14 protein-coding genes are annotated in these 15,310 nt (G+C 64.5%); 9 read left to right on the top strand and 5 right to left on the bottom strand.

Translation table 11 applies throughout. The features are described from left to right. The 4 genes from HIR79_RS01515 to HIR79_RS01500 form a co-directional block, all read right to left on the bottom strand. Positions 1-3,147: an efflux RND transporter permease subunit gene (locus tag HIR79_RS01515; RefSeq protein WP_169956260.1), complete on the bottom strand. Its 3,147-nt coding sequence runs from the start codon at positions 3,145-3,147 to the stop codon at positions 1-3. 11 nt (positions 3,148-3,158) lie between these two features. Beyond that, positions 3,159-4,616, bottom strand: coding sequence for an efflux RND transporter periplasmic adaptor subunit (locus HIR79_RS01510; RefSeq protein ID WP_169956258.1), 1,458 nt, complete (start codon positions 4,614-4,616; stop codon positions 3,159-3,161). Continuing rightward, positions 4,613-5,872 (bottom strand): TolC family protein, encoded by a 1,260-nt coding sequence (locus tag HIR79_RS01505; RefSeq protein ID WP_169956256.1) that lies wholly within the window; start codon positions 5,870-5,872, stop codon positions 4,613-4,615. The genes HIR79_RS01510 and HIR79_RS01505 overlap by 4 nt, the downstream gene beginning before the upstream one ends. Before the next feature lie 152 nt (positions 5,873-6,024). Continuing rightward, positions 6,025-6,438 (bottom strand): hypothetical protein, encoded by a 414-nt coding sequence (locus tag HIR79_RS01500; RefSeq protein ID WP_169956254.1) that lies wholly within the window; start codon positions 6,436-6,438, stop codon positions 6,025-6,027. A 216-nt stretch (positions 6,439-6,654) separates the two neighbouring features. Here HIR79_RS01500 and HIR79_RS01495 point away from each other — a divergent pair, with 216 nt between their 5' ends. From HIR79_RS01495 to HIR79_RS01455, 9 genes are all read left to right on the top strand, one after another. After that, positions 6,655-7,332, top strand: coding sequence for a heavy metal response regulator transcription factor (locus HIR79_RS01495; RefSeq protein ID WP_169956251.1), 678 nt, complete (start codon positions 6,655-6,657; stop codon positions 7,330-7,332). Continuing rightward, positions 7,332-8,735: a heavy metal sensor histidine kinase gene (locus HIR79_RS01490; protein WP_169956249.1), complete on the top strand. Its 1,404-nt coding sequence runs from the start codon at positions 7,332-7,334 to the stop codon at positions 8,733-8,735. Before HIR79_RS01495 ends, HIR79_RS01490 begins: the two co-directional genes overlap by 1 nt. 4 nt (positions 8,736-8,739) lie before the next feature. Beyond that, the gene (locus HIR79_RS01485; protein WP_169956247.1) at positions 8,740-9,219 is read left to right on the top strand and encodes a FixH family protein; all 480 of its coding nucleotides are present in this window, start codon (positions 8,740-8,742) and stop codon (positions 9,217-9,219) included. Positions 9,220-9,446: 227 nt separating this feature from the next. Continuing rightward, positions 9,447-10,061 (top strand): guanylate kinase, encoded by a 615-nt coding sequence (gene gmk, locus HIR79_RS01480; RefSeq protein ID WP_119022242.1) that lies wholly within the window; start codon positions 9,447-9,449, stop codon positions 10,059-10,061. 145 nt (positions 10,062-10,206) lie between these two features. After that, positions 10,207-10,467: a DNA-directed RNA polymerase subunit omega gene (gene rpoZ / locus HIR79_RS01475; protein ID WP_169956245.1), complete on the top strand. Its 261-nt coding sequence runs from the start codon at positions 10,207-10,209 to the stop codon at positions 10,465-10,467. Between the two features lie 66 nt (positions 10,468-10,533). Next, positions 10,534-12,666 carry a RelA/SpoT family protein gene (locus HIR79_RS01470; RefSeq protein WP_169956244.1) on the top strand — a complete coding sequence of 711 codons (2,133 nt, stop codon included), beginning with the start codon at positions 10,534-10,536 and terminating at the stop codon, positions 12,664-12,666. 90 nt (positions 12,667-12,756) lie between these two features. Then, positions 12,757-13,146 carry a deaminase RidA gene (gene ridA, locus HIR79_RS01465; RefSeq protein ID WP_169956243.1) on the top strand — a complete coding sequence of 130 codons (390 nt, stop codon included), beginning with the start codon at positions 12,757-12,759 and terminating at the stop codon, positions 13,144-13,146. A gap of 7 nt (positions 13,147-13,153) precedes the next feature. Continuing rightward, entirely contained in the window at positions 13,154-13,669 is a 516-nt protein-coding gene (gene thpR, locus HIR79_RS01460) for an RNA 2',3'-cyclic phosphodiesterase (protein WP_169956242.1), read from the top strand. Positions 13,670-13,697: 28 nt separating this feature from the next. Next, positions 13,698-14,201 (top strand): acyloxyacyl hydrolase, encoded by a 504-nt coding sequence (locus HIR79_RS01455; protein WP_169956241.1) that lies wholly within the window; start codon positions 13,698-13,700, stop codon positions 14,199-14,201. Positions 14,202-14,413: 212 nt separating this feature from the next. Here the strand turns inward: HIR79_RS01455 and HIR79_RS01450 are convergent, their stop codons facing one another. After that, entirely contained in the window at positions 14,414-15,286 is an 873-nt protein-coding gene (locus HIR79_RS01450; RefSeq protein ID WP_169956240.1) for an SDR family oxidoreductase, read from the bottom strand. Positions 15,287-15,310 lie beyond the last annotated feature (24 nt).

Here is a 15,310-nt window from a genome sequence, read left to right as displayed (position 1 = left end):
TCACAGGTTTCCTTGGGTTTTGGTGTTGCTGAGCGCAGCCTCTGACGAGACAGACTCGGGAAAGTGTCGCCGGTGCCATAGCCAGTAGAGGACGGGAATGAGCAGCAGTGAAACCAGGGGGGCAGAGATCATGCCTCCTACCATCGGCGTAGCGATGCGCTGCATGGCCTCGGAGCCGGGGCCGGAATCCATCAGCAGCGGGCTGAGACCCAGCACTACCGTGAGAGAGGTCATGGCCTTGGGGCGTACCCGCATGACCGCCCCTTCGATAATTGCCTCGCGCAGCTCACCACGTGTACTCGGCTGGCGCTGCTCCACTGCGCCACGGACATACATCAGCATGACCACGGCGAACTCCGCCGACAGTCCGATCAGCAGGATGAAACCCGCCGCCACGGCCACCGAGATGTCATAGGCAAGCCAGTAGAGCAGCCACACCCCGCCGACGGCAGCGAACGGCAGCGACCCCATCAGCATGAAAGTCTCGGCGACGTTACGGAAGCAAAGGTAGAGCAGCAGGAAGATCAATACGATGGTCACCGGGACCACCCACTGCAGGCGCTCCTTGGCCCGTTCCATGTATTCGTACTGGCCCGACCAGGTGACCGAATACCCGGCCGGCAGAGCGACCTGATCCATCACACGCTGGCGCGCCTCGGCCACGTAGGAGCCGATATCGCGTCCGCGAATGTCGACCACGACCCAGCCGTTGAGGCGTGCATTCTCGGTGCGGATCATGGCCGGGCCGTCGACGATGCCCACGTTCGCCAGTGCCTGCAGGGGGAGATAGGCTCCTGTCGAGGTGATGACCGGCAGGTCCCGCAGGCTCTCCAGCGAATCACGCCAATCCTGGGGGTAGCGCAGGTTGATGGGATAGCGCTCCAGCCCCTCGACGGTTTCGCTGACATTCATCCCACCCACCGCCGTCTGAATGATGGCCTGCAGGTCACTGACGTTGACGCCATGACGCGCGGCAGCGCGCCGGTCGATATCGACTTCGACATAGCGCCCGGCAGCGGTGCGGTCGGCATAGGCTGAGGCCGTGCCAGGGACGTCCTGGAGTACGCGTTCGATCTCGCGACCGATGCGCTCGATTTCCGCCAGGTCGGCACCCGCCACCTTGATGCCCACGGGAGAGCGAATGCCGGTCGAAAGCATGTCGATGCGCGTCTTGATCGGCGGCACCCAGACGTTCGCCACCCCGGGAAAGCTCACCGCCTCGTCGAGCTCGCGAATGATATCGGCCTTGGTGATGCCCTCGCGCCACTGATCGCGGGGCTTGAAGCGAATGACGGTCTCCAGCATGCCGATCGGGGCCGGATCGGTGGCCGTATCGGCACGCCCCGCCTTGCCGAAGACACGATCCACCTCCGGTACCGACATGATCAGACGATTGGTCTGCTGCATGAATTCACGCACCTTGCCGATGGAGACACCGGGCTCCAGCGAGGGCATGTACATGAGATCGCCTTCATCCAGCTGGGGCATGAATTCACTGCCCAGCTTGGTCGCCGGATAGGCCACGCTGGCGGCAATCAGCACTGCTGCGGCAATGGTGGCCCAGGGATAGCGCAGCAGGGCATCCAGCCCGGGGCGGTATATGGCAATCAGCATGCGGCTCAGCGGATGGGCAGACTCAGGGCGTATGCGCCCACGCACCAGGTAACCCATGAGCACCGGCACCAGGGTGATGCCCAGTCCGGCGGCCGCCGCCATGGCATAGGTACCGGTGAAGGCCAGCGGCTGGAACATCCGACCCTCCTGTCCCTGGAGCGTGAACAGGGGCAGGAAGCTGACCACGATAATCAACAGCGCGAAGAAGATCGGCCGGCCGGTCTCCTTGGCCGCCTCGGCCACGGTATGCCAGCGATCCTCGCCCGGGGGCGCCTTCTCGAGCCGCTTGTGCAGGTTTTCCACCATGACGATGGCGGCGTCCACCATGGCGCCGATGGTCACGGCAATGCCGCCCAGCGACATGATATTGGCGTTGATGCCCTTGGCCTGCATGATCATGAGTGCCGCCAGAATGCCGATCGGTAGTGCCACGATCGCAACCAGCGCCGAGCGGAAGTGGAGCAGGAAGACGATGCATACCAGTGCGATGATGAGGAATTCCTGCAGCAGCTTGACCGTCAGGTTGTCGACCGACTCCTGGATCAGCACCGAGCGATCGTAGGTCTCCACGATCTCGACGCCTTCGGGCAGGCTCGGTCGCAGCTCATCGAGACGTGCCTTGACCCGCTCGATGGTGGCCAGCGCGTTCTCGCCATGGCGCATGACCACCAGGGCGCCTACGGCCTCGCCCTCGCCATCCAGCTCCGCGATGCCGCGACGGGCAGCAGGGCCGATGCGGATCTCGGCCACGTCCTCGAGCAAGACGGGGGTTCCGTCGCCGCCGAGGCCAACGGGCACCAGGCGTAGCTCCTCGATGCCGGTGAGGTAGCCACGCGAGCGCACCATGTATTCCGCTTCGCCCATCTCGATGACCGAACCACCTGCCTCGCGGTTGGCGCCTTCGATGGCCGAGCGGATGCCGGACAGGGTCAGCCCATAGGCACGCGCACGATTCGGGTCAAGCACCACCTGGTACTGCTTGACCATGCCGCCCACCGTGGCGACCTCGGACACGCCCGTCACGGACTGCAGCTCGAACTTCAGGAACCAGTCCTGCAGCGAGCGCAGGCCGGCCAGGTCGAGCTCGCCGCTGCGGTCCACCAGGGCGTACTGGTAGACCCAGCCCACACCGGTGGCGTCCGGCCCCAGCGCCGGCGTGGCGCCGGCTGGCAGCCGCGGCGCCACCTGGCTCAGGTACTCGAGCACGCGGGAGCGTGCCCAGTAGGGATCGGTGCCATCCTCGAACAGCACGTAGACGTAGGAGTCGCCGAACATGGAGAACCCGCGCACATCCCGCGCCTGGGGTACGGCCAGCATGGCCGTCGACAGGGGATAGGTAACCTGATCCTCCACCACCTGGGGGGCCTGGCCGGGATAGCTGGTATGAACGATCACCTGAACGTCGGAGAGATCAGGAATGGCATCCAGCGGCATCTGCCTGCCGGTGAAGAGCCCCCAGACGACGAAAATGGCCGTTACCAGGAGCACAAGCAGGCGATTGTGCAGCGACCACGTGATGATCCTTTCGATCATGAATCGACTCCTCAGTGGTCGTGGCTCAGCGGCTCGATGGCGGTGATTTCGTAGACGAACTCCTCGCGCTCGCGCATGCGGAAGCGCATCGGCATATCGTCGTGCAGCCCATCGAGTTCGAGATCATCGGCCACGGTGAAGTCCATGACCATTGCCGGCCAGCCCAGCAGGGGAATCGGCGCGTGGTCGACGTTAAGCACGCGGGCATCGCGGTCGATGGAAATCAGGCGCCCATCGGCCCAGACATCGCCATCCGAACTCTCCTGCTCGGCTTCGGTCATGCGCGCCAGCTCGGCACTGGCTGCCGCTTCGGAGTCGAGCAGGAAGTGGCCGGAGAGAACCACGCGCTCTCCTTCCTTGAGGCCTTCGATGATCTCCAGGTTGCCGTTGGCACGACGCCCTACCTGAACTTCACGCGCCTGGAAACGCCCTTCACCCAGCGCCAGGATGACGCGGTCCTGCCTGCCGGTACGGATCACGGCCTCGGCCGGCAGGTACAGGACGCCCTGCAGCGGTCGAGTGGTCAGTTGGACATCGGCATACATTCCCGGCTTGAGTCGCTCACCGGGATTGTCAAAGGCCAGGCGAACCTGAACGGTTCGCGTCTGACTGTTCAGGCTCGGATAGATATAGTCGATCTTGCTCTCGAGACGCTCGCCCGGGCGGAAGGGCAGCTTCACATGGGCGGCGTCACCTCGAGCCACGGCATCCACCTGATGCTCGAACAGGTCGGCAATCACCCATACCTGCGAGAGGTCGGCAATGGTCATCACCTCGGTGCCCGGTGTGACATACATGCCTTCACGCACGTTCAGCGACTCCACTACCCCACTCTGCCCCGCCCGTACGGAGATCAGTCGGCGCGGCTGACCGGCCCGCTCGATCTCGGCAATCTCGGCGGCACTGACCCCCAGCGCCCGGAGGCGCTCGCGCGCAGGAGCAGGACTGCCGCCACGACGCACGACATGCAGCAACTCCTCTTGCGCATTGACCAGTTCCGGCGAATAGAGGCGGAACAGCAGCTGCCCCTCCTCGACTCGCTCGCCGGTGGTTCTGACGCTGAGTTCCTCGATCCAGCCCTGAGTACGCAGGTGAACGTGGCTGAGTCTCGATTCGTCATAGTCGACGAAGCCGACTGTCTCGACCAGGCGCGCCAGATCACCACGAGCCACCGAGCCGATACGCACATTCATATTCTGCTGCACGACAGGGCTGATACTGACTGTGCCGGGCGTCGCGTCGCCGCCACCCGCATAGATCGGAATGAAGTCCATGCCCATCTCATCCTTGCGCGGCTCGGGAGAGGTCACGGAGGGGTTATGTGGGTGGCGGTAATAGAGAATCTCTCTCTCACCGTTGGTCGTGTCCACCGCGGCAACGTGTGCGTGGGAACCCGGCCAGTAGGTCACGGCAGCGGCGCCTGCGGCAGCCCCCGCAGCCAGCAGGACGATGACAGCGAACGCCTTCATGCGTTTTCTCCCAGTAGATAGAGCAGGTCCACCTGCTCAAGGCGACGCTGCGACCCGATACGCACGGCCTCGATATGCGTTTCCAGCTCGGTCAGGCGTGCACGCACAAGCGAGTTGAAGTCCGTGGTGCGATTGCGATACCCATGCTCGGCGGCTTCGGCGTTCTCCCTGGCCTGCGGAAGGAGGCGCTCTGCATACTGACGCTCACGCTCGCTCAACTGATGCCACCTGGCCTGGGTCTCCCCCACCTGGCGCTGCAACTCGAGGGCCTGTGCATCCCAGGCATACTGGGCGGCCTCACGACGGTGCACGCTGGCCGATAGATCGCGGTCCTGGCGCTGGCGTGTAAAGAGCGGAAGGTCGACCATGACCATCGCCGACATGCGATCCGGCATGTCCATGCCCCGTTCCGTTGGCGTGCCATAGGTCAGCTCGACCGACCACTGAGGCCTGTAGCCTTGACGCGCCAGCTCGACACCGTGGTTGCCGGCATCGACGAGAGCCTGTTCTGCGGCGAGCAGCGGGTGCGACAGCAACGCATCCGCCGGCGCGGTCATGTCGGGCAGGTCGGGCAGGTCGGGCAGGTCGGGGGCTAAGGGGCGTGAAATGGCATCCTGACCGACCCAACGCGCAAGCTGGGCCCGTGCTGCCGCTTCCTGTGCCTGAACGGAAAGCAGGCGATCATGCAACCGGCTCAGCTCCAGTTCGGCGCGTAACAGATCCTGTTGATCGGCAAAGCCGGAAGCAAACTCGCGTTCGGTGATATCGCGCAGGTCCTCGAACAAGGGCTGGCTCTTCTCCAGCACTTCCCGGATGGCGCGCTGCTCGTAGAGCGACAGGTAGGCACGCCGCACGGCGCGAACGGCAGTGATTTCTGCGTTGCTGCCACGAGCTGCGTCAGCCATGGCCAACGCGCCTTCCCGCTCGCTTGCCAATCGACGGCTGTCGCCTCTCGGGAAGGTCTGGCGCACTCCCACACGCAGTTGGGTCATGGTGTCGTCATCGATGGAAAGACCCTCTCGTGCGACGTCCATGACCTCCATGATCAGCATGGGATCGGGAAGCTGTCTGGCCGAGATGGCGGCCTCACGTCGAGCCTCAGCCAGCTCCTGGTAGCGCAGCGAGGCAGGGTCGTCGATGCGAGCGAGCCGCTCAGCTTCCATCAGAGAAAGCACCGGCTCTGACAATACCGGCAAAGGCAACATAAAAGCCGTGCTTAACGCCACAGCCAACATCTTGGGTAACCGAGAGCCCATTCACCACCCTCCATACTCACCTGTGCACTGCGGCAAGAACAGCGCCATGGCGGATGCACCATGGCCAAAAGCCATAAACAATCTTGGTTATATGTATCAAACTGGCCGACGGGTGCCGGCCAGCCATGCTTCTTCAAAGCTTGAATAGCGGATTATTCGAACGCAACGTGAAGGCTATAACGATGGGCGTCCCAACTTTCCCCACCCGGTGCGGAATTCCCTGATACCACCAGGCTATACTGGCCGGCCGGCAATGCTTCTCGAATTTCAAAGTCGCCACCAGAAGACCTCACCTGACTCAAGGTATTGCCCTGAGCATCGATCAACTCGGCTTTCATTGGCAGTATGGAGTGCATCCCGGGGAAGTGACTGCTAGCAATCCTGACCGTTGCGGCTTCATCCAGGTTGAGTTGGTAAGTATGCGGCTGGCCAGAATTAATGATCACGCTAGGCGTGCTACCTTCCTGCAGAACCCTTTCGCTTGATGCCGTGGTGCCAAAATTGGCAAAAGCCGGGACAGAGAACAGGCTAACAACGGCAGCGGTAAGAGCAATCTTCTTGATCATGATACACCTCACTTTTACGATGAATATTACGCCAAATTATCTTGCAATCGTCAGGACTATTACTTTCAACTTCGGGCGTGTTAGAGTAACCATTCTGCCTACTCATCCCCCGTGTTGCTTGTTCATGTAGGCATAGTACGTTTCAGTAGCGGACAGGATGCTGACTCGAAAATGACATTTTTGTCATGTCGAGCCAGACCCGCCAGTGGAGGCTTCATGAAGTTATTGATTGTTGAGGACGAGCCAAAGACCGGCGACTATCTGGCGCAAGGCCTTAGAGAGGCCGGCTTCGTCGTTGACCTGGCGCGCGATGGCCTGGATGGCCTGCACTTGGCGCAGACCGGGGAGTATGACCTGCTGCTGCTTGACGTCATGCTGCCTGGGATGGATGGCTGGACCATCCTGCAAATGGTGCGCCGCGCAGGGCAGGACGTACCCGTACTGTTTTTGACCGCACGAGACGAGGTCGACGACAGAGTGCGGGGGCTCGAGCTCGGGGCGGATGACTACCTGGTCAAGCCGTTCGCCTTCTCCGAACTACTGGCGCGGATTCGCTCCCTGCTCAGGCGCGGCAAGGCACGTGAGCCAGAAGTGTTCCGCGCTGCCGACCTGGAACTCGACCTGCTGCGACGGCGTGTGACTCGAGCCGGCGAACGTATCGACCTCACCGCCAAGGAGTTTGCCCTGCTAGAGCTCTTGATTCGCCGCCAGGGAGAAGTCCTCCCCCGTTCACTGATAGCCTCGCAGGTGTGGGACATGAACTTCGATAGCGATACCAACGTCATCGACGTAGCCGTCAGACGGCTACGCGCCAAGGTCGATGGTCCCTTCCCCGAGAAGTTGATCCGGACCGTACGCGGCATGGGTTATGTGCTGGAGCCGGGAAATAGCTAATGAGCCTTTACCCACGTTCCTTGACGGCCCGCCTGGCCACACTCTACTCCTTGCTGGTGGCAATCCTGCTGCTGCTGCTTGGCCTGTGGCTCGAGTACCTGATTCGGGATCACTTCGACGAAATCGACCATATGGAGTTGACAGCAAAGCTGAACATGATCGAGAACCTGCTTGATCGAGTCGATAGCCCTGCCGCGCTGAATACACTGCCCAGATATCTTGACGACCTATTGACGAGCCAAGCCACACTCTCCGTCTCCATCCGCGATGAGGAGCAGCGAATACTCTACGCCTACCAACCGGACTTTCTCGAGCCAGTAAAGAATGGAGAGGTCAGCTCACCCAGCGCTCGCTGGAGCGTGGCCGGCCACGAATTCATTGGCCATGAAGTTCAGCAGCTCCTTCCTCTTGCACAGCCCATACCGGTACGCGTCCTGCTGGGCCTGGATATCACCCACCATGCCCACTTTCTCCAGGACACCCGCCGCTATCTTTGGACGGGCATTGCGATAGCCGCCCTGCTGACGGCATTGCTCAGTTGGTTGGTCGCACGTCAAGGTCTGGGCCCCCTCAAGCGGATCACGGCAACGGCCAAACGGCTGTCAGCAGAACGCTTGGAGGAAAGGCTGGACCTGCAAGCCACGCCACCGGAAATGGTCGAGCTGGCCAATGCGTTCAATGGCATGCTGAACAGGCTCGAAGCCGACTTTCAACGCCTCAGCGAGTTCTCGGCGGATATCGCCCATGAACTGCGCACCCCGGTGTCCAACCTGCTTACCGAAACCCAGGTCGCCCTGTCACGACCACGCAGCACAGAGGAATACCAGGACGCACTGCACTCCAACCTGGAGGAGCTGGAACGACTGGCGCGAATGATCGCCGACATGCTGTTCCTGGCCAAGACCGATCATGGGCTACTGCCAAATCCTGCCGAACCGGTCCATCTGGAGGAGGAAGTGACCGGTTTGCTGGAGTTCTATGATGCCCTTGCCGAGGAGAAACAGGTCAGGATGCAGCTGAGTGGTACCGCCACAGTCACCGGCGACCACCTGATGCTTCGCCGAGCGATTGCCAACCTGGTGTCGAACGCCGTGCGGCACACTCCCCCTGGCGGCACGATCGAGATCACCATTACCCATGACCAGGATATGGCGAAACTGTGTGTCATCAATCCTGGAGAGACGATCCCCGCCGATCAGTTACCGAAACTGTTCGATCGCTTCCACCGCGCCGACAACATCCGCAACCACCATGGCAAAGGCGCAGGTCTGGGACTCCCCATCACCCGATCAATCGTCAAGGCCCATGGTGGAGACGTCGCGGTCCGTTCTCAGAATGGCATCACGACCTTCTGCCTCACCCTGCCGCTCTCCGGCACGCAACGTACATCATCGGAGGAGTGATTCGATGGCTCTCAATTCCAGTCAACCCAATCGCTCTGCCCGCCTTGTCGCGCTCGCCGTGGGGATCCCCTGCTTCCTGGTGCTGGCCGTGCTCATGGCCATGCCCTTCATGGCGGGGGATGAAACGACCCTCCGGGTCGACGGCCCGGTACCGACTCAGTCGGGGGCAGAACGCGGCGGGGTCCGCTTCTCCGGCACGGTGCACCAGTGGAGCGTGGCGGGCAGTCTCGTGATCGATGCCGAGCAACAGGCACAACTCTCCTTCCAGCTGCGCGGGCCCGACGGTAACCCGCCTCGACAGGCCATGCGCGTCCCGATCACCTTCGTCATGCCCGGCCATGACATGTCACTCAGCCGGACGGCCGAACCGACCGACCGCGACAGCTACGCGGTCGCGGCGCCGCTCCCCATGTCGGGTGCCTGGCAGGTGCGTATGACGTTCTCGGACGTGACCGGCGTGCTGGCGTTCGACGTCAGGGACTGACGATGCCAGGGATGCACCACGGCGGCGACATCCAGCCTCAGAGCACGGGCGCGAGCAGATAGGCCGCCCAACCTGGTTCTGGAGGCCTACCTGGAAGAGCTGAATCATCTGATTTCCGGGCATTCGAGGGCCCGGTAGGCCTGCAGCGCGCCGCCGATTCATGCGATACTGCGCGCTTTCCTTCGGCCCATGCCGCTTCATCCAGCTGTCACACAGGGATGCCGACCATGCCCCAGGGTACCCTCTTCATCGTTTCCGCCCCCTCAGGCGCCGGCAAGACCAGCCTGGTGCGCGAGCTGATCGAGAGCCTCGACGGCATCCAGGTGTCGGTGTCGCACACCACCCGCGAGCGCCGCAACGGCGAGGTGGACGGGGTCAACTACCACTTCGTTGACGTGGCGGCCTTCGAGGCGATGATCGAGCGCGGCGAGTTCTTCGAACACGCCCGGGTCTTCGACAACTACTACGGCACCTCGCGTCCCGCGGTACAGGCCGCCCTGGCCGCCGGCCAGGACGTGATCCTGGAGATCGACTGGCAGGGCGCCCGCCAGGTGCGTCAGCAGATGCCCGATGCGGTCTCCATCTTCATCCTTCCCCCCTCCCGGGAGGAGCTGGAGCGCCGCCTAGCCAGCCGCGGCACCGACGAGCACGCGGTGATCGAGCGGCGCATGCGCGACGCGGTCAGCGAGATGTCCCACCACGACGAATACGACTACCTGGTGATCAACGACGATTTCACCACCGCCCTGCGCGAGCTTCAGGCGCTGGTGATCGCCCAGCGGCTGAGCCACGAGCGAGCCGGCCAGGCCCACGCCCCGCTGCTGCAGGCGCTGCTCTGCTGAGCTTGACAAGCGCTGCACTGCAGCGCTTGTCAGGGCAACCGGCGGTCGAGTAACCTATCAGGTCTACCCATAGGTGGAATCCGTCCACACGCCCACCGCGTGTGCAGCGCCGGGTTCCCGCACGCTTTACAGGAAGGCACCCCCCATGGCGCGAGTCACAGTCGAAGATTGTCTGGAAAATGTCGAGAACCGCTTCAAGCTGGTGATGATCTCCACCGCACGCGCACGCCAGCTGGCACGCGGCTCCCGCGATGCCCAGCTGCCTTGGGAGAACGACAAGCCCACCGTGGTCGCCCTGCGCGAGATCGCCGCCGGCCTGGTCGACGCCAGCGTCCTCGACGAGCCGGTCGAGCCCGCCGTGCGCCCGGTGCGCGAGCCCTACTTCGGCGGCGCCGGCGAGGAGTGATCCACGACGGCGCCAGGGCGCCGTCATCCTTCCCAGGACACTCACGCAGGAATCAGGGCGCGCCGCATGTTCACCATCGATGACCTCGCCGACCGTCTCGGCGGCTACCTTCCCCAGAGCGAGATCCAGCAGGTCAAGCGCGCCTTCTACTATGCCGAGCAGGCCCACGACGGCCAGCGCCGGCGCTCCGGCGAGCCCTATGTCACCCACCCCCTCGCCGTCGCCAATATCCTCGCCAACATGCACATGGACCATCAGAGCCTGATGGCGGCCATGCTGCATGACGTCATCGAGGATACCGGGGTCGGCAAGGAGGCACTGGCCGAGCAGTTCGGCAAGCCGGTGGCGGAGCTCGTCGACGGGGTCTCCAAGCTGACCCAGATCGCCTTCGAGGACAAGGCGGTCGCCCAAGCCGAGAACTTCCAGAAGATGGTGCTGGCGATGTCCCGGGACATCCGGGTCATCATCGTCAAGCTCGCCGACCGCCTGCACAACATGCGCACCCTGGGGGCGCTGCGCCCGGAGAAGAAGCGCCGCATCGCCCGCGAGACCCTGGAGATCTACGCCCGCATCGCCAGCCGCCTGGGCATCAACACCATCCGCGTGGAGCTGGAGGATCTCTCCTTCCAGGCGCTGCATCCGATGCGCGCCGAGCGCATCAAGCGCGCCGTCTCCAGCGCCCGGGGGAACCGCCGCTCGGCGATCCGTCAGATCCAGAACAACCTGCAGAAGAGCCTCGACGACGAGGGGCTCTCCGGCACCGTGGTCGGCCGCCAGAAGCACCTGCTGTCGATCTACAAGAAGATGCGCGACCAGCGCAAGTCGTTCGCCGAGATCATGGACGTGTTCGGCTTCCGCATCATCTGCGAGGACGTCGACAGCTGCTATCGCATCCTCGGCGTGGTGCACAACCTCTACAAGCCGGTGCCGGGGCGCTTCAAGGACTACATCGCCATCCCCAAGGCCAACGGCTACCAGAGCCTGCATACCTCGCTGTTCGGCGCCAATGGCATGCCCATCGAGGTGCAGATCCGCACCCGCGAGATGGAGGCCATGGCCAACAACGGCATCGCCGCCCACTGGCTCTACAAGGCCGGCCAGACCCAGCACCCCATCGCCGAGGGCAGCCACGCCCGGGCCCGCTCCTGGATCAAGGGGCTACTGGAGATGCAGCGCCACGCCGGGGACTCCCTGGAGTTCATCGAGCACGTCAAGAATGACCTCTTCCCCGACGATATCTACGTGTTCACGCCCAAGGGCGACATCATGGAGCTGCCCCAGGGCGCCACGGTGATCGACTTCGCCTACAGCGTGCATACCGATATCGGCAACAGCACCATCGCCTGTCGCATCGACCGCCACCTGGCCCCGCTCTCCACCCGGCTGGAGAGCGGCCAGACCCTGGACATCATCACCGCCCCGGGCGCACGACCCAACCTGGCCTGGCTCAACTTCGTCGCCACCGCCAAGGCGCGCTCGGCGATCCGCCACGCCCTCAAGCACCAGCAGCATACCGAGGCGGTCCAGCTCGGCCGGCGGCTGCTCAACAAGTCCCTGGCGGAGTTCGAGACCAGCCTGGAGGAGCTCCCCGACGGGCCGCTGGCCACGCTACTGGGCGAGCTCGGCCTTAAGAACGAGGATGTCCTGCTGGAATCCATCGGCCTGGGCACCCGGGTCGCCCACGTGGTGGCCCGCCGCCTGCTCGACCTGCACCATGGCGAGGTCGCGCCGGACGGGGAGAGGCCCCGCGCCCACGGCCCCATCGTGATCAGCGGCGCCGAGGGCATGGTGATCAAGTTCGCCCGCTGCTGCCATCCGCTGCCCGGCGACCCGGTCATCGGCCACCTCTCGGTGGGCAAGGGGATCGTGGTACACCGCGCCGAGTGTCGCAACCTGGGCGAGCTGAAGGGCGACCCCGACAAGCTGTTCGCCCTGGAGTGGTCCGACGATATCGCCGAGGACTTCCCGGTGGCGCTGCGCCTGGAGGTGCAGAGCCGACGCGGCCTGGTGGCAGAACTGGCCGGCCTGGTCACCGACGCCGACGCCAACATCGAGCGTATCGGCATCGAGGAGCGCGACGCCCGCCTGGCCACCGTCAACCTGACCCTGGCGGTACGCAACCGCGTCCACCTGGCGCGCATCATCAAGCGGCTGCGCAACCTCTCCCACGTCGAGCGGATCACCCGGCTCGGCAACTGAGTTACCCCATCGGCCCGGCTCTGCCCTCCCGATGGGGCAGCCGGGCCGCTTTTTCGTTATCACGCACCACAACTCGCGACGGAGCACACCATGAGCAACAAGGCCGTGATCAATACCGAACTGGCGCCCGCCGCCATCGGCCCCTACTCCCAGGCCATCAAGGCCGGCAACACCGTCTACCTCTCCGGCCAGATCCCCCTGGACCCGGCCACCATGGAGATCGTCTCCGACGACTTCGAGGCCCAGGCCCGCCAGGTCTTCACCAACCTCAAGGCCGTCTGCGAGGAGGCCGCAGGCTCCCTGGGCGAGATCGTCAAGCTCAACCTCTACCTGGTCGACCTGGACAACTTCGCGGTGGTCAACAAGGTGATGGAGGAGTTCTTCGAGATGCCCTATCCGGCGCGTGCTGCCATCGGCGTCAAGGCGCTGCCCAAGGGCGCCCAGTTCGAGGCGGAAGCGGTGATGGTCATCGGCGACTGACAGGGGAATGAGGCTCTTTCTGGCGCTGATGCCGCCGCCCGGACTGCGCGAGCGGCTCGGCGCCCTGGCCGATGTGGCCCAGGCCCGCTGCGGCGGAAGACGCATGCCGGACGCGAGCCTCCACCTGACCCTTGCCTTTCTCGGCGAGGTGGGCGACAAGCAGGCCGAGGAGCTGTCGGAAGAGATCCGTTCGCTGGCCATCCCCGCCGGGCACTGGACGCTGGATGTCTGGGGTCACTTCCGTCGCCCGGGTATCGTCTGGGTGGGCGGTCGCCGCCCGGATACCGCCCTCCAGGAACTGCACGAGCGGCTGTGGGAGCGCCTGGAAGCCCACGGCCTGCCGGGGCGCCCCTCCCGCTTCATCCCCCACGTCACCCTGCTGCGCGGGGCGGAGCGCCTCGAGGCCGACGATTTGCCGGACGTAGACCTCGAATGGCCCTATAATCAGGTGACGCTGATTCATTCGATCAATGACGGCCAGCCCGTTCGCTACGCGCCTCTGGCGCGCTCTCGGGTGAGCTGAGCCATCAGGAACATGCGGGGAGAAGGGAATGTCTCTCGAGTCGCATCGCGCGGCCTGCGCCGCTCTGACGCTGCTGCTGGCCGCAGGCCCGGCCATGGCCGACCTGCAGGTCGCCGCCGGCGCCACCAGCGAATCCACGGTCGCCCTCAAGGTGGAGGTCGACCGCCGCTTTCCACTGGAGAGCCTGCATCCCAGGCTGGACCTGCGGCTGGCCACCGGCCTGCTGCTGCTCTCCAGCGAGGAGCAGGACGGCAACGCCGCCCTGCTCTTCTCTCCGGCGCTGCGCTGGACCTTCGCCGGTGAGCGGGAGCTCTTCCTGGAAGGGGGCATCGGCGCCGCCCTCTTCCTCAAGACCCGGGTGGAGGCGCGCAACCTCTCCACCGCCTTCCAGTTCGAGGACCGCCTGGCGGTGGGAATGCCCTGGGCCGGGGGGGAGCTCTCCCTGGCGCTGACCCACTACTCCAACGCCGGGATCAAGAGGCCGAATGACGGCTTCGAGACCCTGACCCTGGGCTACCGCTTCGCGCTCTGATTGTGCTCGGGTACAACACTGCCCTGTGGGAGCTTGGGTCCACCGACGGTTCGACGCCTCGACGAATGGCAACGAAGGCGCCTCGGCGGTGTTGCCTACTCTGCACCTGCCACCAGGGAGTCCTTCGGCCTCCATTCGCCCGGCACGGCCGGCCGCCCACACTGAACCGCCGAACAGGCCAATCCATACCAGAACCAATTTATTGGGCAAATTCACGCCTTCTCGGGGAGGAAGCCGCCCTCCCTGAGCACCTGGATATAGCCCTCGCGGTAGCTGGGGTAGCGGAAGGCGTAGCCGCTGGCCAGCAGGCGGGCGTTGCGGCAGCGCTTGCTGGCGCGACGGCGCAGCGGCGACTGGATGGTCTCGGTGGCCTCCACCTTGAGCTGCTTCGCCAGCCAGGTCATCACCTCGTGGAGCGGCGCCGGCTCGCAGTCGCTGGCCAGATAGAGGTCGTCGACGGGCTCGTCGGCCAGGCTGCGCTCGATCAGGTGGGCCAGTACCCCGACGCAGTCGTCGCGATGGATACGGTTGGTGTACATGGCGGGGCTTTCCGGGGCGATGCGCCCCTCGCTCACCTGGCGAATCAGGCGATCGCGGCCGGGGCCGTAGATGCCCGAGAAGCGCACCGCGGTGCCGGGCAGGGGGTGGTCGAACAGCGCCTGCTCGGCCTCGCGGATCAGCAGGCCGGCGAAGCCGGTGGGCTCGGCCGGGCTCGCCTCGTCCACCTCCTCACCGGCCTGCTGGGGGTAGACGCTGGTGGAGGAGACGAAGAAGACCCGCTTCGGCGTCTTCTTGCGGGCGCCGAACTCCTCCAGCACCGCCTTGAGCCCCGCGGGGTAGGCGGCGCGGTAGGCCTCCTCCTCGAAGTGGTCGGCGCTGGCCACGTAGACCAGCACGTCGGCATCGGGCAGGGCGGCGAGACTGGTGGGATCGGTGAGGTCCGCACCGGCGGCCTCGAGGCCGCTGCCCTCCAGCGCGGCCACGTTGCGGCGCACGCCTACTACCCGCTGGCCGGCCGCCTTGAGCCGCTGGCCAAGCCCGATCCCGATATCCCCACAGCCTAGAATCAGCGTTGTTGTCTTCACCTTTTCCCTGCCCCCTGATAAAAA

This window comes from Halomonas sp. PGE1, assembly GCF_013000985.1.
In the GTDB taxonomy this organism is placed as follows: Bacteria; Pseudomonadota; Gammaproteobacteria; order Pseudomonadales; family Halomonadaceae; genus Halomonas; species Halomonas alkalicola.
The sequence above is the reverse complement of the archived record's forward strand: the minus strand, read 5'-3'. Positions and strand labels throughout refer to the sequence as shown.